This window comes from Reichenbachiella agariperforans, assembly GCF_900142205.1.
Classification (GTDB): domain Bacteria; phylum Bacteroidota; class Bacteroidia; order Cytophagales; family Cyclobacteriaceae; genus Reichenbachiella; species Reichenbachiella agariperforans.
Genome location: NZ_FRAA01000010.1, coordinates 64228 through 89214, shown reverse-complemented (window position 1 = coordinate 89214; position 24987 = coordinate 64228). Strand labels below are relative to the sequence as shown.

Annotated in this window: 29 protein-coding genes; 11 read left to right on the top strand and 18 right to left on the bottom strand. The window is 43.9% G+C overall.

What is annotated here, in order from left to right; genetic code table 11:
• Position 1 precedes the first annotated feature (1 nt).
• Complete coding sequence (locus BUB99_RS18735; RefSeq protein WP_073125158.1) at positions 2 to 754, top strand: MBL fold metallo-hydrolase; 753 nt, start codon at positions 2 to 4, stop codon at positions 752 to 754.
• Between the two features lie 23 nt (positions 755 to 777).
• Here BUB99_RS18735 and BUB99_RS18730 read toward each other — a convergent pair whose 3' ends face one another.
• Positions 778 to 1095, bottom strand: a complete 318-nt coding sequence (locus BUB99_RS18730) for a VF530 family protein (protein WP_317041722.1) — start codon at positions 1093 to 1095, stop codon at positions 778 to 780.
• 129 nt (positions 1096 to 1224) lie between these two features.
• Between BUB99_RS18730 and BUB99_RS18725 the strand changes: the two genes are divergently transcribed.
• A complete protein-coding gene (locus BUB99_RS18725) occupies positions 1225 to 2208 on the top strand; it encodes an aldo/keto reductase (protein WP_073125156.1) in 984 nt (327 codons plus the stop codon).
• Between the two features lie 7 nt (positions 2209 to 2215).
• On the opposite strand, the gene BUB99_RS18720 is transcribed toward BUB99_RS18725, so the two are convergent.
• The 9 genes from BUB99_RS18720 to BUB99_RS18680 form a co-directional block, all read right to left on the bottom strand.
• Positions 2216 to 3148 (bottom strand): hypothetical protein, encoded by a 933-nt coding sequence (locus tag BUB99_RS18720; protein WP_073125154.1) that lies wholly within the window; start codon positions 3146 to 3148, stop codon positions 2216 to 2218.
• Positions 3145 to 3849, bottom strand: a complete 705-nt coding sequence (locus BUB99_RS18715) for an outer membrane beta-barrel protein (RefSeq protein ID WP_073125152.1) — start codon at positions 3847 to 3849, stop codon at positions 3145 to 3147. The genes BUB99_RS18720 and BUB99_RS18715 overlap by 4 nt, the downstream gene beginning before the upstream one ends.
• Entirely contained in the window at positions 3836 to 4552 is a 717-nt protein-coding gene (locus tag BUB99_RS20285) for a DUF6089 family protein (protein ID WP_073125151.1), read from the bottom strand. The genes BUB99_RS18715 and BUB99_RS20285 overlap by 14 nt, the downstream gene beginning before the upstream one ends.
• A 46-nt stretch (positions 4553 to 4598) precedes the next feature.
• Entirely contained in the window at positions 4599 to 5948 is a 1350-nt protein-coding gene (gene accC / locus BUB99_RS18705; RefSeq protein WP_073125149.1) for an acetyl-CoA carboxylase biotin carboxylase subunit, read from the bottom strand.
• A gap of 28 nt (positions 5949 to 5976) precedes the next feature.
• Positions 5977 to 6456, bottom strand: a complete 480-nt coding sequence (gene accB, locus BUB99_RS18700; RefSeq protein WP_073125147.1) for an acetyl-CoA carboxylase biotin carboxyl carrier protein — start codon at positions 6454 to 6456, stop codon at positions 5977 to 5979.
• Positions 6457 to 6579: 123 nt separating this feature from the next.
• Positions 6580 to 7146, bottom strand: coding sequence for an elongation factor P (gene efp / locus BUB99_RS18695; RefSeq protein WP_073125145.1), 567 nt, complete (start codon positions 7144 to 7146; stop codon positions 6580 to 6582).
• Positions 7147 to 7173: 27 nt separating this feature from the next.
• Positions 7174 to 8172 carry a beta-ketoacyl-ACP synthase III gene (locus BUB99_RS18690; RefSeq protein WP_073125144.1) on the bottom strand — a complete coding sequence of 333 codons (999 nt, stop codon included), beginning with the start codon at positions 8170 to 8172 and terminating at the stop codon, positions 7174 to 7176.
• 206 nt (positions 8173 to 8378) lie between these two features.
• Positions 8379 to 8570 carry a 50S ribosomal protein L32 gene (rpmF, locus tag BUB99_RS18685; RefSeq protein ID WP_073125142.1) on the bottom strand — a complete coding sequence of 64 codons (192 nt, stop codon included), beginning with the start codon at positions 8568 to 8570 and terminating at the stop codon, positions 8379 to 8381.
• 12 nt (positions 8571 to 8582) lie between these two features.
• Positions 8583 to 9134: a YceD family protein gene (locus BUB99_RS18680; protein ID WP_073125140.1), complete on the bottom strand. Its 552-nt coding sequence runs from the start codon at positions 9132 to 9134 to the stop codon at positions 8583 to 8585.
• A gap of 108 nt (positions 9135 to 9242) precedes the next feature.
• Between BUB99_RS18680 and BUB99_RS18675 the strand changes: the two genes are divergently transcribed.
• The 3 genes from BUB99_RS18675 (at position 9243) to BUB99_RS18665 (ending at position 12208) form a co-directional block, all read left to right on the top strand.
• Positions 9243 to 9866: a Crp/Fnr family transcriptional regulator gene (locus BUB99_RS18675; protein WP_073125274.1), complete on the top strand. Its 624-nt coding sequence runs from the start codon at positions 9243 to 9245 to the stop codon at positions 9864 to 9866.
• Between the two features lie 61 nt (positions 9867 to 9927).
• Complete coding sequence (locus BUB99_RS18670; protein WP_073125138.1) at positions 9928 to 11628, top strand: SulP family inorganic anion transporter; 1701 nt, start codon at positions 9928 to 9930, stop codon at positions 11626 to 11628.
• 49 nt (positions 11629 to 11677) lie between these two features.
• Complete coding sequence (locus BUB99_RS18665) at positions 11678 to 12208, top strand: DUF4251 domain-containing protein (RefSeq protein WP_170863849.1); 531 nt, start codon at positions 11678 to 11680, stop codon at positions 12206 to 12208.
• A gap of 58 nt (positions 12209 to 12266) precedes the next feature.
• Here BUB99_RS18665 and BUB99_RS18660 read toward each other — a convergent pair whose 3' ends face one another.
• The gene (locus BUB99_RS18660; protein WP_073125136.1) at positions 12267 to 13943 is read right to left on the bottom strand and encodes an alanine/glycine:cation symporter family protein; all 1677 of its coding nucleotides are present in this window, start codon (positions 13941 to 13943) and stop codon (positions 12267 to 12269) included.
• Between the two features lie 112 nt (positions 13944 to 14055).
• Here BUB99_RS18660 and BUB99_RS18655 point away from each other — a divergent pair, with 112 nt between their 5' ends.
• On the top strand, positions 14056 to 14655 hold the full coding sequence (locus tag BUB99_RS18655; protein ID WP_073125134.1) for a Crp/Fnr family transcriptional regulator: 600 nt from the start codon (positions 14056 to 14058) through the stop codon (positions 14653 to 14655).
• A 62-nt stretch (positions 14656 to 14717) separates the two neighbouring features.
• Positions 14718 to 15302, top strand: a complete 585-nt coding sequence (locus tag BUB99_RS18650) for a DinB family protein (RefSeq protein ID WP_073125132.1) — start codon at positions 14718 to 14720, stop codon at positions 15300 to 15302.
• On the opposite strand, the gene BUB99_RS18645 is transcribed toward BUB99_RS18650, so the two are convergent.
• Genes BUB99_RS18645 through BUB99_RS18630 form a run of 4 tightly spaced genes read right to left on the bottom strand, consistent with a single transcriptional unit; the run spans position 15279 to position 19342 of the window.
• Complete coding sequence (locus BUB99_RS18645; protein WP_073125130.1) at positions 15279 to 16433, bottom strand: class I SAM-dependent methyltransferase; 1155 nt, start codon at positions 16431 to 16433, stop codon at positions 15279 to 15281. The two genes, BUB99_RS18650 and BUB99_RS18645, sit on opposite strands and share 24 nt — an antisense overlap.
• A 16-nt stretch (positions 16434 to 16449) precedes the next feature.
• A complete protein-coding gene (locus tag BUB99_RS18640; protein WP_084190668.1) occupies positions 16450 to 17343 on the bottom strand; it encodes an SdiA-regulated domain-containing protein in 894 nt (297 codons plus the stop codon).
• An 11-nt stretch (positions 17344 to 17354) separates the two neighbouring features.
• Positions 17355 to 18659, bottom strand: coding sequence for a UDP-N-acetylglucosamine 1-carboxyvinyltransferase (gene murA, locus BUB99_RS18635; protein ID WP_073125127.1), 1305 nt, complete (start codon positions 18657 to 18659; stop codon positions 17355 to 17357).
• Positions 18659 to 19342 carry a DUF4290 domain-containing protein gene (locus BUB99_RS18630; protein WP_073125125.1) on the bottom strand — a complete coding sequence of 228 codons (684 nt, stop codon included), beginning with the start codon at positions 19340 to 19342 and terminating at the stop codon, positions 18659 to 18661. Before BUB99_RS18630 ends, murA begins: the two co-directional genes overlap by 1 nt.
• A 200-nt stretch (positions 19343 to 19542) precedes the next feature.
• Between BUB99_RS18630 and BUB99_RS18625 the strand changes: the two genes are divergently transcribed.
• The 3 genes from BUB99_RS18625 (at position 19543) to BUB99_RS18615 (ending at position 21201) form a co-directional block, all read left to right on the top strand.
• Entirely contained in the window at positions 19543 to 20073 is a 531-nt protein-coding gene (locus BUB99_RS18625; protein WP_073125123.1) for a DUF2911 domain-containing protein, read from the top strand.
• Between the two features lie 616 nt (positions 20074 to 20689).
• Positions 20690 to 20905 carry a hypothetical protein gene (locus BUB99_RS18620; protein WP_073125122.1) on the top strand — a complete coding sequence of 72 codons (216 nt, stop codon included), beginning with the start codon at positions 20690 to 20692 and terminating at the stop codon, positions 20903 to 20905.
• Positions 20899 to 21201, top strand: coding sequence for a type II toxin-antitoxin system RelE/ParE family toxin (locus BUB99_RS18615; RefSeq protein WP_073125121.1), 303 nt, complete (start codon positions 20899 to 20901; stop codon positions 21199 to 21201). Before BUB99_RS18620 ends, BUB99_RS18615 begins: the two co-directional genes overlap by 7 nt.
• Positions 21202 to 21228: 27 nt before the next feature.
• On the opposite strand, the gene BUB99_RS18610 is transcribed toward BUB99_RS18615, so the two are convergent.
• The 3 genes from BUB99_RS18610 to BUB99_RS18600 are packed head-to-tail and all read right to left on the bottom strand — an operon-like array spanning position 21229 to position 23854.
• Positions 21229 to 21516, bottom strand: coding sequence for a YciI family protein (locus tag BUB99_RS18610; RefSeq protein ID WP_073125118.1), 288 nt, complete (start codon positions 21514 to 21516; stop codon positions 21229 to 21231).
• Positions 21517 to 21532: 16 nt separating this feature from the next.
• Positions 21533 to 22645, bottom strand: coding sequence for a hypothetical protein (locus tag BUB99_RS18605; RefSeq protein ID WP_073125117.1), 1113 nt, complete (start codon positions 22643 to 22645; stop codon positions 21533 to 21535).
• A 21-nt stretch (positions 22646 to 22666) separates the two neighbouring features.
• Positions 22667 to 23854 (bottom strand): acyl-CoA dehydrogenase family protein, encoded by a 1188-nt coding sequence (locus BUB99_RS18600; protein ID WP_073125272.1) that lies wholly within the window; start codon positions 23852 to 23854, stop codon positions 22667 to 22669.
• Positions 23855 to 24016: 162 nt separating this feature from the next.
• On the opposite strand from BUB99_RS18600, the gene BUB99_RS18595 reads away from it, so the two are divergent.
• Entirely contained in the window at positions 24017 to 24982 is a 966-nt protein-coding gene (locus BUB99_RS18595; protein ID WP_073125115.1) for a tryptophan 2,3-dioxygenase family protein, read from the top strand.
• Positions 24983 to 24987 lie beyond the last annotated feature (5 nt).

The window sequence follows — 24987 nt, the reverse complement described above, 5'->3', positions numbered from 1 at the left end:
CATGAAATACCTACCTGTCATTTTCTTTTGGTGCCTAATGAGTTTTTCGACTATCATAGTCGCTCAGGACAATACACTGGATCTTTTGTCTGCTAATGGAAAGATCACCATAACGCCTATCCAACATGCCACGATGATGCTGCAGCATGGAGACAAGGTCATCTTTACAGATCCTAATGGAGGGGCTGGTGCTTTCGAGGGACTACCTAAGCCAAGCTTAATTTTGATCACGGATATTCATGGAGACCACTTCAACATAGAGACACTTCGCGCTATCGGCGCAGAGAATATAGCGATCATAGCACCGGATGCCGTAGCGAAGAAACTTGGAGGGGATTTTAAGGAAGTGACTGTGATGGCTAATGGTGATGCGCTGGAAGTTCAAGGTGTGAACTTAGAGGCTATTCCTATGTACAATCTACCAGATGATGAGACTTCAAGACACCCTAAGGGGCGAGGCAACGGATACATACTGACGATGGATAAGAAGCGGATTTATATCTCAGGAGATACTGAAGATATCAACGAAATGCGGGAGCTAAAAAAGATAGATTTGGCGTTTGTCTGTATGAACCTACCCTATACGATGGATGTGGATGCAGCTGCAGATGCGGTCATTGCGTTTCGGCCTAGGATGGTTGTTCCTTACCACTACCGCGGCAAAAATGGTTTGAGTGACATCAAGCGCTTTAAAACAATAGTAGAAGAGTCTGGTACGAATGTGAGAGTCATGTTGCTCAATTGGTACCCTTGATTGATGAAGTGTGTCAGTCCGTCTTATTTATTTTTTGAAAGGCGATCACTGACGTGCGGTACTTTTTTCTTGAGTGATCGGAGGTAGAGTTGTTCCACTTGCTCACGAGCCCATAGCGTGCGTCGGAGAAATTTAAGACTTGACTTGATCGTCTGGTTGTTTTTGAAACAGTTAATGCTAATATGTTTGCTCAACATGTCCCAGCCGTACAAATCGACTAGAAATTCGAGTATCTCAGCCAGTTTGACACCATGTAGCGGGTTGTTGATTTGATCACCAGGTATTCCTTTTTTTTGTCCGTCTTCCATGATTTTTCCTTCCTTGGTTTTAACTCTTCGCAAGATAGTGCCTTGTGGCTGCTGTTTGTCGTCAAATGTGAAATATCAGGAGTAAAGATGGTTCAATTGTCGACTGTCATCAGGGAATGAAAGTATTAAATTGCAGCGTCTAAAATTTCAAAAAGAGAGAAAATGAATTATAGAAAGTTAGGTAAAACGGGGTTTGAAATATCAGAAGTGTCTCTAGGAACATGGCAAGTCGGAGGGAAATGGGGTTCTGGTTTTGATCATAAATTGGCACAAAATATTTTGGCGGAGGCCATAGATCAGGGAGTCAATTTCATCGATACAGCAGATGTGTATGAGGATGGTGAAAGTGAAATCGCTGTAGGTCGTGCGATCAAAAATGCCAATAAACGAATATTTGTCGCCACCAAATGTGGTCGTCAGGTGAGTCCACATGTCAATGAAGGCTATACGCCTAAGGTACTCCGCGCATATGTGGAGGGTTCGCTAAAGCGCCTTCAGCTGGACTGTATAGATTTGATCCAACTGCACTGTCCCCCGACTCAGGTGTTTTATCGATCAGAAATTTTTGAAGAATTTGATAAACTCAAGCAGGAGGGTAAAATTCTAAACCTAGGGGTGAGTGTTGAGAAGGTCGAGGAAGCGATGAAAGCCATCGAATTTGACAATGTCACCACTGTGCAGATCATCTATAACATGTTTCGTCAACGTCCACAGGAGTTGTTTTTTGAGCAGGCTGCTAAAAGAAATGTAGGAGTAATCGTACGAGTCCCTTTGGCTAGTGGACTATTGACAGGAAAGTTTGGTCGAGATAGTCAGTTTGCGGCGGACGATCATCGCCAGTTCAATCGAGATGGAGCAATTTTCGACAAAGGGGAGACTTTTGCAGGGATTCCTTACGAAAAGGGACTCGATGCAGTGGAGGATTTGAAAGCAGAGTTTGGAGACGCTAGTCTGACACATGCTGCTTTGAAATGGATATTGAGAAGATCAGAGGTGAGCTGTGTCATTCCAGGCGCTTCTAGACGAGATCAGTTGTTATCTAATTTGGCTGCAGTGTCGGCTCCAGAGCTTACCCCAAAGCAGCTAGAGACTATTGCTCGTGTCTATGATGAGCAAATTAAAGCTTTCGTTCACCAGGCCTGGTAAACAAGAATCAAAAGAATAGTGAGGTAGTAAACTGCACTCCACGTACACCGACGTGGCGGTTGCGGTTTTCTATCGGCGTGCGACCATAGTAGGTCGATAGGGAAATGAAAAAGGCATCTGATCCTGAGTAGGCTAGTTTGAAATAGAGGTTAGTGGTAACATCTCCCTGTGTCGAAAAGGTGTTCACAAGGGTGTTGACTGTACCTCCTAATACTAGAGATACTGGGAGATGAATGAGCTCACCAAAATAGAAGTCTAGATTGCCGCCTGTGAAATATTGTAGTTTAGGGTGTGACCGTTCTAGGGTTTCACCGTATGCTAATTTTCCATCCGTATTGAAAGCAAACCAGTTATTGGGAGCATAGGAAAATGACAATCCACCACCACTTACGAGTGAAGGGATTTTGCTAGTGACACTGGGGGTTGGGTTGTCATTGATGATGTCGTTGATGTAGTCTGCTACGTTGATGTAACTTGCGATGGTATTGGTGAGGGAGTAGTACATCGATAGGCGGTGTTTTGGGCCACTTGATAACCTGAATTTGACTCCCATCTCTGTAGTGGTAATAGAGTTGATTCCCTGTGTCAAAATAGATTCTACTCCTGTGCCTAGTCTCGCGGAGTAGTCCAGGCGCACGAAAAAACTTGCCCAGTCTTTGACTCGTTGTGCGTAGTTCATATTTAACCCTACGTAGAGCAGGGAATTGTCGAGATTGACGAGTGTGCTATCTCCGACAGCTACCGATTCGGTCACGAAAACGGATGAATTAGCCAGTCCCATATTGAAGTTGAAATTGGTGCGGATAAACGGAGAACGCATACTCTCTAGTGTATTGACGACATGACCGTTGAGATAGGGGACTTTTTTAGTCTCTACTTCCTGAGCGAACAGACTGCAATTCAAGCATAAGAGTAGGTTAAGGGTCGTTAGCCATTTCATGGTTGCAAGTTTTTGTGAGGCAATAGCCATGTGAACCTAGTTTCTGCGGAAGTAGTCTTTAAGCGGGGCAGTTCGTTGTTATTGTTTTGAGATAAATCCTGTGTGATGTTGACGAGACCTTGTGCATAGATGAGGTCAATGGTGAAATGCTGCTGCTTGATGTGAAATCTGTACCCAAGACTCACGGATGCAGACAAATTGTAGTTATGGATGTAGTTGGACAGCTGGATGTCCTGTTGTGTCTGAATATTTTTGCCATGATGGTGAATTAGGTATTCATACACCAAACCTACGGAGTATTGCCATTTGGTATTGTCACTTATGACTTTGAAATATACAGGTATAGAGAGATAATGAAGTTTCAACTTGGCAGTTTTGATGAGCTTTTCACTGTCTTCATCATTTGGATCGAAAGCATCATTTTCACGCCATAGTGTGCCGCCAGTTTGCTTGTAAGAAGGGGTGCTAGTCAGGTAGACATCCGAACTAATCGCGTATTCATAAAGAGCACCTACTTGATAGGATGTATAAATGCTGAAACGGTATTCTGAAAGGGAAGACGGGTCGTCTCCAGTGAATTTGTTGCTAACACTACCTACGGATATACCCCAGTTGGACCGGTTCTGGCCAGCAGCAGATCCTATCACCGTTAGCACAAGTGTGACGATACAGATAGCGGCCCGCGTTTTAGTTGTTTTCATGAGCGTCAAACTGGATAGGTATATTGAGTTGAATCTGTGTGATGAAAATATTATCGTTTCCATCTTTTTTGCCCCACTGTGAAATGTTGTCAAGGTAGTCTGTGAGGCTATTTGCAAAACCGGTTTGTACGCCGACAGCATAACCATTGGGGAGATAGTATTTGAAACCCAACTGGGAGGGGATCATAATACTCATGTTACGATATGTTTCACCTAGCGCACGCGTTGTGGATTGATCAGAGAGTGCTTTCCCATTTTCATCTTTTGGCGTGTAGCGAATGAAACCTATGCCTTGTGATAGGTATAACTTGAACTTATCTCTGTCTATCAGATTTAGATGTAGTGCGAAATTGAGTGAGAAGTAGGCTGTGTTAAAACTTTCGTTTGGCGTAGTGTTCGTGCCAGTTCCATCATCGTAGCTATAGTCGAGTTCATTGGCTCGTATAGCTCCCGCTTGGAGGATAATGTGGCTATTGAGTCGCTTGTTTTCATTGATTGCAAGGCCAATTGATCCCATTATTTGCCCACTGCCATATCCTGATCCTAGATCGCCACTGTAGTGAGACGAGCCTAGCCCTATGACGATTTCTTTTGCTTTCACCACGGCTGTACTGTCTTGTGCGGTGACTTGTTTTCCGAGTAGAAAAAGCAAAAGGATGATATAGAGTTGTCGTTGTTTCAAAGCAAAAAAATAACCGAGCATCAAGATACTCGGTTACGAATTAAATATTGTAAATCCAGAAATCCAATTATAAATCAGACGTGTCAAATGATTCCATGAAGGCAGTTGTGAATTGTCCAGACTTGAAAATCTCGTCTTCCATCAATTTAATATGGAATGGGATCGTTGTTTTGACACCTTCGATCACGAACTCTTCCAATGCACGTTTCATTCTTACCAAGGCTTCTTCTCTTGACTGAGCAGAAATGATGAGTTTGGCAATCATCGAATCGTAGTTAGGAGGGATCGTATAGCCTGCATATACGTGGCTATCTACACGAACACCGTGTCCACCAGGCAGGTGAAGGTTAGTGATCTTGCCTGGAGAAGGTCTAAAGTCCTTCGTAGGATCCTCAGCATTGATTCTACACTCGATAGCATGTAGCTGCGGGAAGTAATTTTTGCCAGAGATTGGAATCCCTGCGGCTACTTTGATCTGTTCTTTGATTAAATCAAAATCAGTTACTTCTTCTGTGATCGGGTGCTCCACTTGGATACGGGTATTCATTTCCATGAAGAAGAATTCACCGTGTTTGTCCAACAGGAATTCTACTGTACCTGCTCCTTCGTACTTGATGGCTTCTGCACCTGCGATGGCTGCAGCTCCCATTTTTTCTCGGAGTTCTTGGGTCATTACCGATGCTGGGCAGGGCGTCTCCTCTGTTAGTTTCTGGTGTCTACGCTGTACCGAACAATCTCTTTCGGATAGGTGGCATGCTTTGCCATTGCTATCACCGATGATTTGAATTTCAACGTGACGCGGCTCTTCGACGAATTTTTCTAGGTACATGCCGTCGTTACCGAAGGCAGCCTTAGACTCGGTTCTAGCATCATCCCATGCTTTTTGGAATCCGCTTTCGTCTTTGATGATACGCATACCACGTCCACCACCACCAGCTGTTGCTTTGATGATGACAGGGTATTTGATTTGTTTAGCGATCTCTTTTCCTTGTGCGACAGACTCTAGGAGTCCTTCAGACCCAGGGATAGTAGGGACACCTGCTTTTTTCATCGTTTCTTTCGCAGTGGCTTTGTCTCCCATGCGGTTGATCATTTCCGAACTTGCGCCGATGAATTTGATGTTGTATTCTTCACACACACGAGAGAATTCTGCATTTTCAGATAAGAATCCGTATCCTGGGTGTATGGCATCTGCATTGGTGATTTCCGCAGCAGATACGATTTTTTTGATATCGAGGTAAGATTGGTTGCTCGGAGGCGGGCCTATGCATACTGCTTCGTCAGCAAATCTGACGTGCAAGCTTTCTGCATCAGCTGTCGAGTAAACTGCGACAGTTTTGATTCCCATTTCTTTACAAGTCCTGATGACTCTCAGAGCAATTTCTCCCCTGTTTGCAATTAATATTTTCTTAAACACTATTGAGGTATTTAATTTAAAGGAAAAATTAAGATGGATCTACCAAGAATAATGGCTGATCGTACTCTACTGGTTGTGCATTTTCTACCAAAACTTTCACGATCGTGCCTGATACTTCAGATTCGATTTCGTTGAATAGTTTCATGGCTTCTATGATACACACAGGATTTCCTACGTCTACTTTGTCACCCACGCTGACGAACTCTGGTGATTCAGGGTTAGCTGATCTGTAGAATGTACCAATCATAGGTGATTTGATTTCGATGTAGTTGTTGGCAGCAGGTGCTGGCGCAGGAGCGGCTGCTGGTGCTGCGGCAGGAGCAAGAGCAGCAGCTACAGGTGCTGGTGCAGCGACGGCTGCTGGCATAGAAGCAACAGATTTCTCAATGATCTGTGTTTCGTTGCTTCGTTTCACTTTTATCTTGAACTCTTCCGTTTCGATGTTTACTTCTTCCAAACCGGAGTTAGACAGGAAGTCAATCAAATCTCTAATTTCTTTAACCTTCATTTGATAGATGTTTAATTATTTGGTTTCCCGTGAGCTGCTGCCTTCCGGGGAAGTTTTGTACAAATTTACTAGAATCTTACAATTATAAAATTGGAAAATCTGGGCATAAAAAAGAGTAAGGAATTACTTCTTTACTCTTTCGACGTAAGAACCTGTCTTACTTTCTATTTTTAGCAAGTCTCCTTCATTGACAAACAAAGGTACCTGAATCTCTGCGCCTGTTTCGAGGGTAGCTGGTTTACTTGCATTGGTAGCGGTATCACCTTTTAGCCCTGGTTCAGTATAAGTGACCTCTAGCTCAACATGCTGAGGTAGTTCACATCCTAGGATCAATTCTTCTTCTGCATGGAAGATGATCGTAGCAGGATCACCATCTTTTAAAAATTGAGGAGCATCGATCAGTGTCTCTTCGAGAGAAATCTGATCGTAGGTTTCGGTGTTCATGAAGTTGTACCCCATGTCGTCCTTATATAAATACTGAAAGTCTCTACGCTCTATTCGTGCAGTGTTGACTTTGTGTCCAGCGGTGAAAGTATTGTCGAGTACTTTTCCTGTCTTGACATTTTTAAGCTTTGTTCTAACAAAAGCAGGTCCTTTTCCAGGTTTTACGTGCTGGAAATCGATGATGAAGTACAATCCATGATTGTACTCGATACACATTCCGTTTTTAAAATCTGCGGTACTAGCCATTCTGAATTCGAATTTTAATATTTCAAGTTACTTCGGGTCGTAAGCCCATTTTAAATATAGAGAACCCCACGTGAAGCCTCCACCAAATGCAGCTAAGATGATGTTATCACCTTTTTTGAGCTGATTTTCATAGTCCCAGAGACATAGTGGTAGTGTTCCTGCCGTGGTGTTTCCGTACTTCTGGATATTGATCATGACTTTGCTGTCATCAATTCCCATTCGGTTTGCAGTCGCATCGATGATGCGTTTATTGGCCTGATGCGGCACGAGCCATGAGATGTCCTCGCCTGTCAGGTTGTTTCTTTCCATGATTTCGGCAGAGACATCTGCCATATTGGTTACCGCGAATTTGAATACTGTAGCTCCTTCTTGAAAGGCGTAGTGTTGGTCGGCTGCTACGCTTTCTAGTGTCGCGGGCATGCGGCTACCGCCTCCTTTCATACCCAGATACTCAGCTCCAGACCCGTCAGTTTTTAGGATAGCATCTTGTATGCCATTTCCTTCTTCGTTGGGTTCTAAGAGAACGGCTCCACCTCCGTCACCAAAGATGATGCAAGTTGTACGGTCTTTGTAATTGATGATAGAGGACATCTTGTCTGCTCCGATCACGATGACTTTCTTGTATGTGCCTGCCTCGATGAATTGGGCTCCAGTAGAGAGGGCAAACAAAAAGCCAGAGCAAGCTGCTGACATGTCGTAGCTAAACGAATTAGTAGCGCCGATTTTGTCTGCTACAATATTCGCAGTGGCAGGGAAAGGCATGTCAGGTGTGACCGTCGCGCAGATGATTAAATCAATGTCTTTCGGGTCAGTCCCCGTTTTTTCTAGGAGCCCTTTGCAGGCTTCTATACCTATCACAGAGGTGCCTTGACCTTCTCCTTTCAGTATCCTTCTCTCTTTGATACCGGTACGCGTAGTGATCCACTCATCGCTGGTCTCTACGATCGTTTCTAGTTCTGCATTGGTCAATACGTAATCTGGCACATAGCCCTGTACGCCCGTTATTGCAGCTGTTATCTTACTCATTTGCAGATGTTCTATTTGGTAAATCTGGTTGAAAGATTAGAAGGTCTAGGTCAATATGAGTCGGCAATTTACGCAATTATTTCAGTTTTGAAAGCAGATACTACTTTGCTCAAAAGAATGAAAGGTATGCATGCATAATTCATATAAACACAGAAAGTCTGCTCTGTAAGCAGACTCCTAATATTTTACCAGAATGTGTCAATAGCTTATGCTACTGCTTCTTTTTCAATAACTACTTTCCCTTTGTAGTAAAGGTTACCTTCGTGCCAGTAAGCTCTGTGAGGTAAATGTGCCTCTCCAGTCGTCGCACAAACTACATAGTTTTTTGCCTCTGACTTGTAGTGAGTTCTTCTTTTGTCTCTTCTTGTTTTCGAGATTTTGCGTTTTGGATGCGCCATTTTCTTATTCTTTTAATTTTCCTTATTCTTAATATTTTTCAATAGAGCCCATCTGGGATCTATTTCTTCTTCAGGAGTCGATTCGGTTTCTTCTTCCTCTACGTCAGACGAGTAAACCAACTCCAACTCGTACTCATCATCTTCGTCCCCTTCCTCTTCGAATTTTGGGTGAATCTTTTTCATTGGGACTGCCAAAGTCAGGTAATCAAAAATGTTTTTTTCAACATTGATACTTTGCTGACCATCTGGGATCGTCCATATGTCATCTTGACTATCGTCAAACTCTTCACCATACTTGAGGATGAGCTGCTCTTGTATGTCAATAGGGTAGTCAAACGACTCTAAACTTCGATCGCATAGCAGTACGATTGTACCACTAATGTCAAAATTGACCTCTATCAATCTTTCCTTTTTGATCAGTTGGATATCGCAGCGACCTTGGCCTGCTTCGATTACACTATCTTCATTTTTCTCAAAGAGCGACTTATCAAACTCAAAACTAAAATCATGCGAACCCAGTTTGAGTCCGAAAATATCAATCTTGAAGTGTTTATTCCCTTTCATCTTTCTTGTCAGAAAATAAGTGCGCAAATTTAGAGATTATAATTTAATATTTAAAAACAATTTCTGAATTTTGGCTACTTATTATAGTTCTACTATTAAACCATGACTATGAGAGAGTTACTGCAGGCCCAGTTTGGTCGTATTTTTCAAAAAGAACTTGTCGACGAGATTGAAGCCAAAGGCGTATTAAAGACGCTAGAGGCAGGAACTGCTCTGATAGATTACGGCAAATATATCAAGTCTATCCCACTAGTCATGACAGGAACGATTAAGATTGTCCGAGAAGACGACAAAGGGAATGAATTGTTCCTATATTATCTGCGGGGAGGAGATACCTGTGCCATGTCACTTACTTGCTGTACGAGTCAGAAGAAAAGTGAAATTAAAGCTATCGTAGAGTCAGATGCTGTGATAGTCATGGTTCCACTACAGTATATGGATGAGTGGATGCGTTTTTCGAGCTGGCGGCAGTTTGTATTTGCTTCGTACAATGCTCGTTTCGATGAGATGCTCAGTGCACTGGATGCTGTAGCTTTTATGAAGTTGGACGAACGCTTGCTCAACTATCTACTCGATATCAAAGCCAATACGGGTAGTTTCGAGATTAAACGCACGCACCAAGAGATCGCCAATGACTTAGGGACGTCTCGTGTGGTGATTTCTCGTTTGCTAAAAAGATTGGCGGACGAGGATCAGATCGAGCTGCACCGCAACAAGATTGAGATATTGTAACTATTGTTACAATATCCTTTGAGATCAGCAGGTAATTTTACCACTCTGATTAAATTAAGCCATGCGCAAAATTTTACCCATTATTGATGTGTTACGCAACTACGACGTGTCTGGCCTCAAAGGAGACGCTGTGGCAGGGGTGACGGCTGGTGTCATGATGGTGCCGCAGGGGATGGCTTATGCGATGATAGCAGGCCTGCCTCCTGTGTATGGACTCTATGCTGCGATATTTCCTCAGGTAGTCTATGCATGGTTCGGTACTTCACGTCAGCTTTCAGTAGGGCCAGTCGCCATGGATTCTTTGCTCGTTGCGACGGGGATTTCCGCATTAGCGGTGGCTGGGACGTCTGATTACATCGGTCTGGCTATACTCTTGGCTTTGATGATTGGTTTGCTTCAGCTGGCTATGGGTGTATTTCGTTTGGGCTTCTTGACCAATTTTTTGTCACGCCCTGTGATTGCTGGGTTTACCAGTGCAGCGGTGTTTGTCATCGCAATCAACCATCTCAAGCATTTGACGGGAGTCGAACTTATAAGCGGAAAGTATCTACATGACATAGTGATTGATTTGATGTTTAGGATTGATGAGATCAATGGCTGGACATTACTGATTGGTTTGACGGGGATGGTGTTGATCGTGGTATTGAAACGGTGGAGTCCCAAATTACCTACAGGTTTGATTCTGGTGGTCGTTAGTGCTGGCGTGGTTTATGGGTTCCGTCTAGACACACTAGGCGTAGCAATCGTAGGCTATGTGCCTGAGGGATTGCCATCTGTAGCTATTCCAACTTGGGATTTAGAGCAGGTGCGAGCGCTTGCACCGATGGCGTTGACTTTGGCATTTATAGGGTTCATAGAGGCGTATTCTATTGGTAGGACGCTCCAGTACAAACATAAAAATGAATATGAAGTCAAAGCCAACAAGGAGCTAATAGCACTTGGACTGGGCAATATGATAGGGTCTCTATTTAGTAGTTTTCCTACTACAGGTAGTTTTAGTCGTTCAGCGGTCAATGATGCTGCTGGAGCAAAAACTACTGTGGCACTTTTTTTTAGTGCACTAGTCGTGTTATTGGTTTTGTTATTCTTGACGCCACTTTTTTATTATCTACCTAGTGCGATTTTGGCATCTATTATTATTGTGAGTGTCTTGGGGTTGATAGATATAGAGGAGGTTAAAACCTTGTGGCATACCGATAAGTATGATTTTGCGATGCTGATGGTGTCTTTCGTAGGGACGATTATGTTTGGGATCGAGTGGGGGATTTTGTTCGGTGTATTGCTATCGTTAGTGGTTTTGATCTATAAAGCATCCATTCCTCATATTGCTGAACTGGGACAGATAGAGGGGACGCGTTTTTTTCGCAATATCAAGCGATTTGATCAAGCTTATGATCGCCCAGATGTTGGGATTATTCGGTTCGATGCGCGTTTGTTTTTTGCCAATGTGAGTGCACTGCAAGAGACTATAAGGACGATTTTGGCGAAGAAACCAGAGATGAAGTTGTTTGTGATCGACGCGCAGAGTATTAGTGATATTGATTCTACAGCGATTAGTGCTTTGCGAGACATTCATGTGGATATGCAAAATCGAGGAATCACCTTGAAGTTAACTTCGATTATAGGTCCAGTGCGTGATAAGTTGTATCGCTGTGGTTTGGCGGATCAGATTGGTTTGGAGAATATCCATGAATCGATCGCAGCAGCGATCAATAGCGGGCAAGAATCTGATCTTCCGTTTCAGTCCAACTCTCTCAAATAAGTTTTGGCACAGTATTGGTTAAATTCTAAATAACTAAAGAATGATACAGATGAAGAGCTTATTGTTAATACTCGCGTTTTTGCTCCTGACCGTGGCGGTTGTGTTTGGTCAGGATAAAAAATCCAGAAAGGAAGCCAAAAAGGAAAAGCAGCGTCAAGAATACATGGAGACTAAAATGCTCTTGGATTCTGGAGCTTTTAGTTTCACTGCTACATGGGCGACTACTCAGAAAGGTCGTCGAATCAATTTGATTGGAAATAGTAATCAGTTGACACTAGAAGATACTTTGACATCTGCTTATTTGCCGTATTTTGGTGTGGTGCAGATGTATGATATGAGTGGTGAAGGAGGAATTAATTTTGAAGGTACAGCACAAGACTTGAAGATAGAGCACAATGATAAAAAGATGAGGTCTATGGTTAGTTTCGAAGTGAAGTCGTCCACAGGGAATGAAGTCTATCAATGTCAGTTTACTATCAATTCGAATAGCAGTGCCGCGCTCAGTGTGAGGAGCAGTGCTAGGAACCAGATCAGCTATGATGGCACAATTGCTGCGCTGCCTGATGAAAAAAAGAAATAAAAATACATACACCTATTACAAAAGAGGCTGTCCGTATGGGCAGCCTCTTGTTTTTTGTCTATTCTGGTGTTTTCTCCTCAGGATATTCTTTTTTGAACCCCTTCCAAAAATCATCTACCGTCTGTTTCATATCCTTGCGTAGATAGAGTAAGCCAAATAGGTTAGGCAAGGTCATCACGGCAATAGCTATCCCAGCCAGTGACCAAATGATGGTCGTGTCAGTGAATGACGCTACAAAGAAACCAATCACATATACGATCCTAAAGTAAATCACCGAACCGCTACCAAAAAGGAAAGTCATCGCTCGGTCTCCGTAGTATGACCATGAAATCGCTGTGCTAAAGGCAAATAACAAGATACCGATAGAGACGATGTAAGATCCATAAGCACCAAAGAATCCTCTGCTAAAAGCAAGAGCCGTCAGCGGAGCACTATGAACCAGAGACTTGCCTATAAATGTGACTTCAGGATCAATAGGGTTGCCGTCTAGGATTTGGGTACTTCCCGTATAGGGCGAGCCGTTCTTGTAAAGCGTAACGTCCTCTGCTAGTGACCTGGCGTGGATGAAGGTTGCTGGCGTGGTGATTTTTCCATCTGTAGCAGCTAGTTCTCCTGAGAAGACAGGGAGTGGTGCTTTGCCTGATACGTGACCATAAAGTGCGGCTGAACCTTCTTTTGTCTCGTCCGAGATGTCGATTTGCTCTAAAATGCTCAAGTCAGAAACCTGAAATTCGTTTTCATGTTTTTCACTCCATACGCCAGATGACAAAAGCACCAGACCCGTAATGGTACATATTACGATAGTATCAATGAATGGCTCTAAGATCGCTACCATGCCTTCTGAGACAGGTTCATGTCCCTTGGCAGAGGCATGAGCGATGGGGGCACTACCTTGGCCTGCTTCGTTAGAGAATAGTCCACGACCTACGCCCTTGTTGAAGGCAAATGCGATGGATGCACCTAGGAAGCCTCCAGTCGCTGAAGAGCCCGTGAATAGGTCAGAAAAGATGGAGGCAAATGACGGGAGAATCTGGTCGTAGTTGTAAAATATCACGCCAAAAGCTCCGATAAAGTAGATGACCGCCATAGAAGGAACGAGTTTTTCGGTCACCGCAGCGATTCTTTTGATCCCTCCGATGATCACAAAGCCTAATAGTACAGCCAATACGCCGCCTGTTAGCATGTGATTGATCCCGAATGTCGCATTCAGTGTGTTGGAGATACTGTTGATCTGAGGCAAACTCCCCGTACCAAAAGACGATAGAACCGTCGCTACAGCAAAAGCTGCGGCGAGCCACTTCATGTTCATTTTGTTCTTCATGAAATACATTGGACCACCTGCCATGGTACCGTCAGTGGTTTTTTCACGGTATTTATGAGAGAGAGTTACTTCGACGAATTTGGTACACATGCCTACTGCTGCAGTGACTAGCATCCAAAATAATGCTGCTGGTCCGCCGATATGGATTGCTAATGCTACGCCTGCTATGTTGCCAGTACCCACAGTTCCGGATAGGGCAGTTGCCAAAGCTTGAAAATGTGAGGTGTCTCCTTCGTCATCACTTTTGTCAAACTTTCCTTTGACGACACTGAGCGCGAAACGGAAATATCTAACTTGTGGAAACTTGAGGTAAATAGTGAAGAATAGGCCGGTCCCGATTAGTACATAAGGAAACCAAAAGGAGCTGCCAATGTAGCTATCGATTAGAATCAAGATGTCGTTTAACTCTTGCATAATGGATTGTTGTTTTATGAATTCAGTAACAACAAATCTATACAAACCGATCACTTTCGGTAGGGCTACATTATATTTATCTCAGTCATCAAGCTAAAAAACAGGTTTTTGAATGAATGAGTTTACACATCTCAGACAGCGAATGGATAGTTTTTCTCCTTTAGGAGAGGAGGCGTGGGAGGATTTTGTGCCGCGTTGGTCAAGCTTTGAGTTGTCCAAGGGAGAGTTTTTAATTCGCGAAGGGAAAACAGAACGCTACTTTTATTTTGTTCATGAAGGCGTGTTACGTGCTTTTGTTAGAAACGGTGGGCAGGAGTCTGTTTTGGGTTTTTCTTATGAGGGAGATTTTTCTGGAGCCTATGATTCGTTTTTGGATCAGGCTCCATCCGAATGGAGTATAGATGCTTTGTCGTCGGTTCGTGGGTTGAAGATCAGCTATGAGAACCTCATGGCGATGTATGATGCCTACAAGTCTATGGAGCGATGGGGGCGTGTATTCAATGCCAAAATCTTGATAGGAATAGGTAGACGACAGGTGGAGGTGAGGAATTTTTCGGCAGAAGATCGATTTGAACGTCTGATGAAGGATAGCCCGCATATCTTGCAGAAAGTGCCGCAGAAGTATCTAGCGTCCTATCTGGGGATGAGTCCAGAGACTTTTAGCCGTCTGCGTAAAGTCAGTTTAGAAAAATCAAAGTCAATGCGAACTTGATATAGATCAAGATTGCTTTCCCTGACAAAGTGTAATTTTGAGCATCAAATAACCAAGAACTTATGAAGCGGTCAGAACTAATCGAAAGCCTAATGGCAGACACGTATAGAATTATCGAAGAGGTAAAACACATCGCCTCACTAGAGGAGGAGTTGATTGCTCGTAGATCTAATCCCGATCGATGGAGTGCCATAGAGTGCTTAGAGCATCTCAATATCGCTGATGCACACTATTTGATTCAGTTTGATAGGAAGCTGTCATCGGCTAAGCCTTGTGACCGTGAATCTTACAAGCCGGGATGGTTAGGAAACTACTTTGTCAAAATGATCAAACCAAAGGCTGACGGTGGTATTCCTTCTCCGATGAAAACGATGCGGAAGTTTGATCCTGAGGTGAAAGTGCAGCGTGATACGATCTCGAAGTTTTTGGAAGACCAGGAGGAAATACTGGGCTACTTGAGCCTATGCAAAACACTCGATTTACAGAAGATTAAAATTCCCTCTGCTATCGGAGCGATAGTGACTTTCAGACTGGGGGACGCACTGCGCTTTTTGATTGGGCACAACCAACGCCATATCATTCAGGCGAATAATGTGCTGAAGGAGTTAGGTGTGGAGACAGACCTACCCGTCAATCAGTCGCTCTAGTTGCTGATAGTCCAGTCCAAATTCTGATTTGATGGCCGAAATCTTGTCGTTGGCTCCCTGTTCGTTTTTGGTGCGGTGGTGGTTGATTCCGACGAGCATCACGTTTTTACGCGTATGTTCGTTAGAGACGAACTCAAATATCTTGGACTCATAGCCTTCACGCTCTAGGATTAGGGCACGGATGGTATCAGTGACCATTTCATACTGGCGTTCTTTGAAGATGCCATATTTGAGGATAGGGCTGGAGACTGCTTTTCCTTTGAGTTGCTGGCGGACTTGTTTGTGACAGCAAGGAGCGGTGACGATCAGTGCAGCATCTGAAGCGAGTCCTTTGGCTAGTGCATCATCGGTGGCTGTATCACAGGCATGTAGTGCGATCAAGATATCAATATCCTTGTTTTCGTACTCCTCGATGGGTTGATCTACGAACTGAAGACCTTCAAAACTCAACTGCTTTGCCGTTTCGTTGCAGAAGTCTACGAGCTCTTTTCGGAGCTCTATACCTGTCACACTCACTTCGTATCCTTTCTGTCTCATGTATTCATATAGTGCAAAAGTAAGGTATCCTTTGCCTGAGCCCATGTCTACAATTTTAGGGTTTTTGGGTAGCTGCGCGGTAGCGATGAGGCTCTCCATGATTTCCAGAAATTTATTGATCTGGCGGTACTTGTCTGCCATCTTGGGGATGATGTTGCCCGCATGATCGGTGACACCTAGTAGGGTGAGGTAGTTGGCGTCTGGCTGTGCTCGTTTGGTTTTGATTTTGTCATGTGCTACTGTGGCAGTTGACCGGTTGGCTTTACTTTTCTGTACTGTAATTTTTCCTTTTTTGCTGGTCAGGAGTGCGATATCTTCATCGGGTGTACAGAGTGTAGCATTTTTGAAATGCTCCTCGATCTGCATCATGATTTCTTGGTATGCTGCCTCTACCTTATGATTTTTGGTTTCGTCGTTGGTTTTGTAGCGGTAGGTGAACGAGTAGTGTCTTTCAGACTTGATTTCTACAGGTCTCACGAAGATGTTGTGAAGTGTGCTGTCTTTGTCGGTCGGCTTGCTCAGTGTTAGTTTGACTAGCGAATGCAGTTCTAGACTCGCTTTGATTTGCTCCAAAAAATCTTCCTTTGTACTCATGGCACAAAGTTATCGATTAAAATCCTTTGGGTCTCCTGAATTTGAGGATGACTGGTGTCTTGCCAGAGAGCTTGTGGGTGTTTTTGGCATGTTCAGTGACGGATTTCCCATTATTGTCTAGCCCTATCCAGATTTCATCTTCAGTGAGTAAGAGTGCTTCGGCCATGCCGTACTTCTCTGGACCGTAGAGTTTTCCGTCGGGGTGGCTGGCTATGTGGTGGTAGCTGACCTTGTCGGTGACCTGCTGACTGACTGGGTCTATTTTAGTGATGTAATTCCCGTTTCGCTCCAGAACGTAGAGGAAACCGTTTTCGAATTTGGCGTCAGAAAAATCATTGCTTTCGGTCTCTGGGATATTGAATTGATTGATCGCTCCAGAGTTTAAATTGATAGCCACTATCCATCTGGGTTGGCGTTCTTTGCAGAGATATAGCGTTTGGTTTTCTGAATCTAATGCTAGACCTTCCCATCCAGCGTTGCCCCATTTGCTCGGGGTGAGGCCAGCGGATTCAAAATCGATTAGCATCTCCTTTGCATTGGTGGAGTGAGTGAGTACTTGTCGATCAAGGGTGTAGACTTTACCATCTTTTTCACTAGCCAAATAGAATAAACCCTCGTAGTAGTCAATTGCTTCTAAGTCGGGGTTACTGGGGATAGAAAATGCAGGTGTTTTACTGATCGAGAATAGACTGTCAGCAAAAGTGACCTGATAGAGAGAATTGTTCCAGTGTTTGTCTCCAATGACGTAGTAGTTGCCGCCGGTAGCTACGATCCCACTGAGGTCAAACTGTAAGGAATCGCTCGTCTGCAACTGATGAATACCAATCAAATCCAACGGTGCATAGCGCTGCTGCGCCATGCTGAGATTAGATAGTGTGAAAGCCAATAGTGTGAGAAGTACTGTCCTCATGGCTTGGGTTTCTAGATTCGTTCGATTTTAGCACCGATGGCGTTGAGTCGGCCGTCGATGTTTTGGTAGCCCCGATCGATCTGCTCTACGTTGTGGATGATGCTATCACCCTCGGCAGACATAGCAGCGATGAGTAACGATACTCCAGCTCTGATATCCGGAGAGGTCATGGTGATTCCTTTCAGTGCTACCTGTTTGTCCAGCCCGATGACGGTCGCACGGTGTGGGTCACATAGGATCACTTGTGCCCCCATTTCGATCAGTTTGTCCACGAAGAACAGTCTGCTTTCGAACATCTTCTGATGAATGAGTATGGTTCCTTTGGCTTGTGTGGCGACTACTAGTGCGATGCTTAGTAGGTCAGGTGTGAAACCCGGCCAGATCGCATCAGCAATCGTCATGATAGAGCCATCGATGAATGTCTCGATCTCATAGCGATCCTGTTCTGGAATGAAGATGTCATCTCCTCGAAATTCCATTTTGATTCCCAGTCTCTGAAAGATGTCTGGGATGATGCCCAAGTGCGGAATACCAGCGTTTTTGATGGTGATCTCTGACTGAGTCATGGCGGCCATGCCTATGAAACTGCCAATCTCTATCATGTCCGGTAGCATGGCGTGTTCTGTACCTCCTAGCGACTCCACTCCTTCGATGTTCAGTAGGTTGGAACCTATACCTGTGATCTTAGCCCCCATACGGTTGAGCATGCTGCATAGCTGCTGCAGGTACGGTTCACAGGCCGCATTATAGATCGTGGTTTTGCCTTTGGCAAGGACTGCAGCCATCACGATGTTAGCGGTACCGGTTACGGACGCTTCGTCGAGTAGCATGTAGGTACCTGTGAGGTGCGAGGCGTCTATGTTGTAGTAGCCTGTTTTTTTGTCGTACTGAAATTTAGCACCTAGTTTTTGAAAACCTGTGAAGTGTGTGTCAAGTCTTCTTCTACCGATTTTGTCTCCTCCTGGCTGAGGTATTCTTCCTTTCTTGAATCTAGCGAGTAGCGGACCGAGTAGCATGATGGACCCTCTGAGCGAAGAGGCCATTTGTTTGTATCGGTCAGATTCTAAGAAGTCAATGTCTATTTGATCAGCTTTGAATGTATAGGATTCAGGATTGTTTTTGGTGACCCGTACGCCCATTTCATTCAGTAGATCGATCAGCTTGTTGACATCTCTGATGTTCGGGACATTGTTGATGACCATTTCTTCCTCTGTGAGGAGTACGGCCGATAGGATCTGAAGAGCTTCATTTTTGGCACCTTGAGGGACTAATTCTCCCTTGAGCTGCGTGCCACCAGTCACATGAAAAGACGCCATTAATTTCTTCTTCTTCGGTTGTTGTTATTGTTGTTAGACCTTCTGTTGTTATTAGATCTTCTGTTGTTATTGCCGCCGCTGTTGTTGTTCGCTCCCTGTTGTAGTCGGTTGTTGCGTCTTTCTTTTTTCTGTGGTTCGAAGAGATCACCTTCTTTGACTTTGTCCATGTCGATATCCAATTGGTTTTTGGATAGACGTCTGATGTTGGTATAGACGACATTGTCTTCCATCACATCTTGGTTGTACGAGTAGAAGAAGGTCTTCATCAATTTGCCAATGTGAATAATGGCAGCTTCTTGTTCTTCGGGGTCTTCTAGTGTGATGGCTTTGTCTACGAGTAGCTCGATGTTTTTACCGAAATGCTTGAAGGTGATGTCGTTGGCAGAGTAAGGGACACGATCTGGTTTTTTCTCCAAAGTCTCCTTCTCTGGCGTAGGGAATGGTCCCTCTATGTCTAGTTTGAATCCAGAGATGATGTGTAGGTCATCCCAAAATTTCTGATTGGACTCTGTTGTTTCTTTAGCGGTAGGGTTGATCTGCTTCATGAGATCCACCATAGTGAGTGCTTTTTTGTTGCGCTCCTCTTTGTCCTCTATGGTCAGTAGGTGATCGACCAATTTTTGTACGTTTCTTCCGTATTCTTTGAGCGTAAGGTGCTCCTGGACTGTGTTATACTCGTGCATGTGTGTTATGATATATCAAAGAGCCAAAATTAATCTTTTAACCCAAATAATATAGGAGAATCAAATTAATATGCATTTTGAGGACAAACAAACTCGGAGTAGAAGTGCATTTGGAATTAATCCTAGCAATCTTTGATGGAATTGCAACCTTTGCGACATTAACCTAGTTTGTGTTGAGACTTAACGATTAATATCTGATTATGCTAAAGAAAATTCTATGGGTGCTGGGGTCTGTTGTGATCTTATTTGGAACCTTCGTGATGTATGGAATCCTGACTACCAAGCAGCATAGCCCTCCAGGTTTGGCGACTTTCACACAAAACGACTTGAACATCAAAGTAGACTATTGCCGACCTTTCAAAAAAGGACGCGACGTGTTTGGTGATCTTTTGCCCTACGATACCTACTGGCGAACAGGTGCCAACGAACCGACGATCATTTCTTTTGGTCAGGATGTAGTGTTCGGAGGAGAGATGGTGAAGGCTGGGAGCTATAGACTCTATACTGTGCCTGGTCAAGAGATGTGGACAGTCGTTCTCAATTCGGAATTGGAAAAATGGGGCTACTGGGAGCCTGATCCTGCGCTGGACGTGCTGCGTGTCGAAGTGCCTAGTGAGGCCTACCCCTGCTGTCAGGAGCAGTTTGTGATTCAGTTTCCTCAGACAGAGCAGGGGACGGAGATGGTTTTGATATGGGATGACGTCCAAGTCAAAGTGCCCATCACGAGTTGATAGAGGAAAAAATATTTGAGCGAATGCAACTATTCATGGATAAACAGCATCATAGAGATGAAAGGTTTATTTACATGAATGTAGAATCCTCATAAATCAAACCTGACCCTAAGGTCGAAACGTAAAACCCTGATTTCTTATATGTTTGGAATCAGGGTTTTTGTGTTTTAGGATACTACAAAAACTGCCGAAAATCGATGCAGGATGGGGTGAAAGTCCTCCGGGAAGGGGTCAAAGTCTCCCGGGAAGGGGTCAAGCTCTCCCGGGAAGGGTCACAAGTCCTCCGGGAAGGGGGCAAAGTCTCCCGGGAAGACCCTCGACAGTGCCGGGACGTACAAAAGTCTTCCGGTACGAAATAAAATTTGTCAGGAAGGTTGAAATGCTTTCGTAGCAGAATAATATTCTGTTTTATATAATCAAAAGGCTTCAGGGGGAAGGTTATACCTCTTACTCCACCAAGAACCTCAATTCTTTGCAGGTTTAGCTGGCTTTTATAGAGTCTGTCATGCATTTGATGTAAGCTAATTCAGGAGATGACAAGTTTATATGCGATTGCTCTGCTCTCCTCTTTAAATACACTAAAAAAATCGTTACTTTGTAGAAAAACATTTTTGAAATGAGTACTGCACAAGCTTTAAAACTGGAATTATTGGAGTGGCTGGCTACTGTTCATGATCAAGAAATAATCAAAGAACTAGCTAAGTGGAAAGAGGAACATCAGCGTGTCAGTATCCAACAATATAACAAGGAACTGGACGAGGCGGATGCTGCCATTGATAAAGGGGAATACTATACTCAGCAAGAAGTAGAAAGTAGATCCAAATCATGGTAAATAAACCAGCTGTGGTATGGAACAAATCCGCAGAGTCATCCCTCAAAAGAATATATCAGTATATCAAAGAAGATTCTCCCCAAAGTGCGGAAAAAGTAAGAGATGAGATTTTTGCCATCGCTCGTCAACTCGCTGATCATCCCGAGAAGTATGCTTTAGATAAGTTTAAGGAGCAAAATCAAGGCGATCATAGAGCTTTTGAGAAACACTCCTGTCGTGTGGCTTATAGAGTTACAGAAAAGCAAATCAGAATCCTGCGGGTTCGGCATGTAAAACAAGAGCCAAAAATTTATTGATGCTGAACACTTAGCATCAATTAATGATTACTCCACCAAGAATCTCAATTCTTTGCAGGTTTTGCTGGCTACAAATTCGGTAAGCTCATAATCGGCTAGACCGTGAATCTTGAACGGGTCTTGCTCGATGATACGGAGCAATTGGGCTTTGTCAGACAGCATGGATAGGATGATGCCACCTGTCCTTGGGACTTTCCTTCCAGACGCATGAAAATGTCCCAATCTATACTGCTCGCTGAGGTAGTCGATGTGCTCGTTGAGATGTTGGTCTACTTGCTCCAGCGGCACTTTGTAAGTCAGAGAAATGATGTGCATTGATTTGAAATTAGTGTTAGAAAGTAATAACAGTTCCTGTAATTGACCTTCGTTTATCTTCCCCAAAATCATACTCGAAGGGAATATGAAATTCACTCACATCTTGAATCTGATGAATCTCTATCCTTTTGTTTTTGATTCTATTTTCACCAATTGTAGCTCTAAGTCGTTCTTCAATTCCTGCAATATGATCTGGGAGAGCTTGAATGAATATTTTTTTGAGATTACTCATTGATGAAAGAATTTCTCTGTCTACTTGTCTGTTGAAAGTAGGGAATGAGTAACCAATTATTGTTAGGTGTTTGGTGTTTTTCGTAGCTGCTACTGCTTGTTTTCTTACATTTTCAACATGTGGTTTATCTTCCCATGAGTATTCAATATTGTCGTTGAAAAAATTAGATGCTGAGGATAATTGAGAATATCGTTCTAATGTTTTTGTGAAAATTCGATCTAAATCTTCTTCTTGGAGTTTGTTTCCAATAAAGCTTAAATCAAGTATATGGCTTCTATAAGTATTGACTCCTTTATCATCTGTTAAATTTCCAATTGTCCCATTTAACTTAAATACTGAAAAGTCATCAGTAGCAACTTTATGAGGGTCAGGCCCAGGAAATACATTGATTTTCTCTTGAACAGATCTATTATCAAAATCATTCAAGAATTGAGAGCTAGCATATTCAAATTGCCGATCATAGTTCCAGCTTAATATTCGGATATTTGAAGGGAAATGAATTTGTCCATCATTACTTTTAGATAGGATGGAAGCTAAGAAAGGGTCATATCTTCTATCAACTCCTTTGGTTATTTCCGTGTAGGTCAGAAACTCATTGATTAAAAACTTAAGAGTTTTGTATTCATTTTCTAACCCTGCGAAGTAGTATTTTTTTGCTATTGTGTCAATTGAAAAATGCCCGTTAACTAAAACGATGAGTTTATTTAATTCTTCGATAACTCTTTGTTTGATTTTTCGGGATGTTTGGAGAGAATCGGTAGATGGGTTCTCCCAGTCAATGTTTTTATTTTCGAAAAAATTTCTGTACTCTATGAGTTTGCTATGGAATTGAGAAACTACAGGAATCTTTTCTGCACTGGCTCCAGCTCCTATTAGATAAGTAAAAATATCTGTCATAATGTAGTTAGTTAGATTGAGTCACTTTACCGCCGAGATCCCCGTAATCTCATGTCCCAGTATCAGCAGATGAATGTCGTGGGTGCCTTCGTAGGTCACGACGGATTCTAGGTTCATCATGTGGCGCATCATGGGGTACTCTCCTGTGATGCCCATGCCGCCGTGGATTTGTCGGGCTTCTCGCGCTATGTCTAGCGCCGTGGCTACAGCGTTTCTTTTGGCGAGGGAGATTTGTGCGGTGGTCGCTTTGCCTTCGTTCATCAGGGAGCCTAAGCGCCAGTTGAGGAGTTGGGCTTTGGTGATCTCGGTGAGCATCTCTGCGAGCTTTTTTTGGATCAGTTGGAAGGAACCAATCGGTTTACCAAACTGATGACGCTCCAGCGCATAGCGTCGCGCCGAGTCGTAGCAGTCCATCGCAGCACCGATAGCGCCCCAGGCGATCCCATAGCGGGCTGAGTCGAGACACATCATCGGTGCGCCGAGACCTGACTTGCCGGGGAGTAGGTTCTCTTTCGGGATTTTGACATTGTCAAATACGAGTTCGCCTGTGCAGCTGGCACGTAGTGACCACTTGCCGTGGGTTTCTGGTGTGCTGAAACCCTCCATACCGCGCTCTACGATCAGGCCATGGATGCGGCCTTCTTCGTTTTTGGCCCAGACGACAGCTATGTCCGCCTTGGGGGCATTGGATATCCACATCTTGGCACCATTGAGCAGGTAGTGGTCACCCATATCCTTGTAGTGCGAGACCATACCACTAGGGTTGGAGCCGTGATCAGGCTCGGTCAGTCCAAAGCAGCCCAGCATCTCTCCCGAACCTAGTTTGGGGAGGTACTTTTGTTTTTGCTCCTCTGAGCCAAATTTGTAAATGGGATACATCACCAATGAGCCCTGCACGGATGCCGTGGAGCGCATGCCCGAGTCACCCCGCTCGATCTCCTGCATGATCAGACCATAGGCGATGTAATCCAATCCGCCACCTCCATACTCCGCAGGGAGTTGTGGGCCGAAAGCCCCGATTTCTCCGAACTTTTTGACGATCTCGTAGGGAAAGTGGTTTCGCTCAGCCCAATCCTCTATGTAGGGACTAATTTCTTTTTTGACAAAGTCTCGGATACTCTGGCGGATCATGTGGTGCTCTTCGGTCAGTAGGTCGTCGAGTTGGTAGAAGTCGGGGGATTCAAAAGAATCGGTTTTGTTGCTTTTCATGAGGCTGTTATTTTGTCGGGGTGGAGTTTCTTTGGCGTTAAAAAGTGATATGAGCGCTAGTCTTACCGCTTGTGGCGATGTAGGACTAATTTGTGTAATTATCTGATGGTTTCCATGTATTCTTATCAAATTTACAGCCGCAACATTAAATAACTACCCAAAATGAGTGCAGAACCTATAGACCCTAAAATCTTAGCACAAGTCAAAAAACTGGAGCAAAAGTATGATGCCATGGGACAGGATCTATCGTCTTATTTGGACGGTCTGCTACATGCGGATTACTTGACTTACTGGGATTACATTCATCTGGATACACTGTTGAGCCTTCAAAACCCGAAGACGCATTTTCCTGACGAAAAGATTTTTATCATCTATCACCAGATCACAGAGTTGTATTTCCAGTTGATCCTCAACGAGATCGAGCAGATAGCAGAATTGGACACGCCAGACGAAAAGTGGTTTGCCATGCGACTCAAGCGTATCAATCGTTATTTGCTGCATTTGGTGGATTCTTTTGATGTGATGATCGACGGGATGGATCAGCAGCAATTTTTGCAGTTTAGGATGTCTCTATTGCCTGCGAGTGGTTTTCAGTCGGGGCAATTGCGCTTGATCGAGTTGTCGTGTACCTCTATGATTCACTTGGTGGAGCAAACCCAAAGAGCCACTTTGGATCCCAATAACATAGAAGCGATGTACCCGCATCTGTACTGGAAGAAGGGAGCGACCGAACTTGCTACGGGCAAAAAGACCCTGACGCTACGCCAGTTCGAGGAGAAATATGCCGAGCAGTTCGTGAAACACGCCTCCAACTATCAATTCAAGAATATATGGTCAAAATACAAGTCGGACTATGAAGGATGTACAACGAGTGAAGAGATTAAGGACTTGCTGAAGCAGCTTGACTTACTGGCCAATGTCAACTGGCGCTTGGCGCACTATAAATCTGCGGTGCGCTATCTACAGCGTGATCCAGACATCATCGCTGCGACGGGTGGTACCAACTGGCAGCAGTATTTGCCACCGAGATTTCAGAAAGTTATCTTTTATCCAGAGCTTTGGTCTGAAGACGAAATAGAAGACTGGGGCAAGAGCTGGGTAGAGGGGACGGTTTTCAAATCCAAGTAAATTAT

What these genes read in the sequence shown, in the direction of transcription:
- BUB99_RS18630 (WP_073125125.1), bottom strand. Translation starts at nt 19,342, where the DNA reads ATGCACGAGTATAACACAGTCCAGGAGCACCTTACGCTCAAAGAATAC.
- murA (WP_073125127.1), bottom strand. Translation starts at nt 18,659, where the DNA reads ATGGCGTCTTTTCATGTGACTGGTGGCACGCAGCTCAAGGGAGAATTA.
- BUB99_RS18655 (WP_073125134.1), top strand. Translation starts at nt 14,056, where the DNA reads ATGAATGAGTTTACACATCTCAGACAGCGAATGGATAGTTTTTCTCCT.
- BUB99_RS18610 (WP_073125118.1), bottom strand. Translation starts at nt 21,516, where the DNA reads ATGCACATCATTTCTCTGACTTACAAAGTGCCGCTGGAGCAAGTAGAC.
- BUB99_RS18595 (WP_073125115.1), top strand. Translation starts at nt 24,017, where the DNA reads ATGAGTGCAGAACCTATAGACCCTAAAATCTTAGCACAAGTCAAAAAA.
- BUB99_RS18645 (WP_073125130.1), bottom strand. Translation starts at nt 16,433, where the DNA reads ATGAGTACAAAGGAAGATTTTTTGGAGCAAATCAAAGCGAGTCTAGAA.
- BUB99_RS18640 (WP_084190668.1), bottom strand. Translation starts at nt 17,343, where the DNA reads ATGAGGACAGTACTTCTCACACTATTGGCTTTCACACTATCTAATCTC.
- BUB99_RS18675 (WP_073125274.1), top strand. Translation starts at nt 9,243, where the DNA reads ATGAGAGAGTTACTGCAGGCCCAGTTTGGTCGTATTTTTCAAAAAGAA.
- BUB99_RS18615 (WP_073125121.1), top strand. Translation starts at nt 20,899, where the DNA reads ATGGTAAATAAACCAGCTGTGGTATGGAACAAATCCGCAGAGTCATCC.
- BUB99_RS18620 (WP_073125122.1), top strand. Translation starts at nt 20,690, where the DNA reads ATGAGTACTGCACAAGCTTTAAAACTGGAATTATTGGAGTGGCTGGCT.
- BUB99_RS18665 (WP_170863849.1), top strand. Translation starts at nt 11,678, where the DNA reads ATGAAGAGCTTATTGTTAATACTCGCGTTTTTGCTCCTGACCGTGGCG.
- BUB99_RS18600 (WP_073125272.1), bottom strand. Translation starts at nt 23,854, where the DNA reads ATGAAAAGCAACAAAACCGATTCTTTTGAATCCCCCGACTTCTACCAA.
- BUB99_RS18605 (WP_073125117.1), bottom strand. Translation starts at nt 22,645, where the DNA reads ATGACAGATATTTTTACTTATCTAATAGGAGCTGGAGCCAGTGCAGAA.
- BUB99_RS18625 (WP_073125123.1), top strand. Translation starts at nt 19,543, where the DNA reads ATGCTAAAGAAAATTCTATGGGTGCTGGGGTCTGTTGTGATCTTATTT.
- efp (WP_073125145.1), bottom strand. Translation starts at nt 7,146, where the DNA reads ATGGCTAGTACCGCAGATTTTAAAAACGGAATGTGTATCGAGTACAAT.
- BUB99_RS18690 (WP_073125144.1), bottom strand. Translation starts at nt 8,172, where the DNA reads ATGAGTAAGATAACAGCTGCAATAACGGGCGTACAGGGCTATGTGCCA.
- BUB99_RS18670 (WP_073125138.1), top strand. Translation starts at nt 9,928, where the DNA reads ATGCGCAAAATTTTACCCATTATTGATGTGTTACGCAACTACGACGTG.
- BUB99_RS20285 (WP_073125151.1), bottom strand. Translation starts at nt 4,552, where the DNA reads ATGCTCGGTTATTTTTTTGCTTTGAAACAACGACAACTCTATATCATC.
- accB (WP_073125147.1), bottom strand. Translation starts at nt 6,456, where the DNA reads ATGAAGGTTAAAGAAATTAGAGATTTGATTGACTTCCTGTCTAACTCC.
- BUB99_RS18720 (WP_073125154.1), bottom strand. Translation starts at nt 3,148, where the DNA reads ATGAAATGGCTAACGACCCTTAACCTACTCTTATGCTTGAATTGCAGT.
- BUB99_RS18680 (WP_073125140.1), bottom strand. Translation starts at nt 9,134, where the DNA reads ATGAAAGGGAATAAACACTTCAAGATTGATATTTTCGGACTCAAACTG.
- BUB99_RS18725 (WP_073125156.1), top strand. Translation starts at nt 1,225, where the DNA reads ATGAATTATAGAAAGTTAGGTAAAACGGGGTTTGAAATATCAGAAGTG.
- BUB99_RS18660 (WP_073125136.1), bottom strand. Translation starts at nt 13,943, where the DNA reads ATGCAAGAGTTAAACGACATCTTGATTCTAATCGATAGCTACATTGGC.
- rpmF (WP_073125142.1), bottom strand. Translation starts at nt 8,570, where the DNA reads ATGGCGCATCCAAAACGCAAAATCTCGAAAACAAGAAGAGACAAAAGA.
- BUB99_RS18650 (WP_073125132.1), top strand. Translation starts at nt 14,718, where the DNA reads ATGAAGCGGTCAGAACTAATCGAAAGCCTAATGGCAGACACGTATAGA.
- BUB99_RS18715 (WP_073125152.1), bottom strand. Translation starts at nt 3,849, where the DNA reads ATGAAAACAACTAAAACGCGGGCCGCTATCTGTATCGTCACACTTGTG.
- BUB99_RS18735 (WP_073125158.1), top strand. Translation starts at nt 2, where the DNA reads ATGAAATACCTACCTGTCATTTTCTTTTGGTGCCTAATGAGTTTTTCG.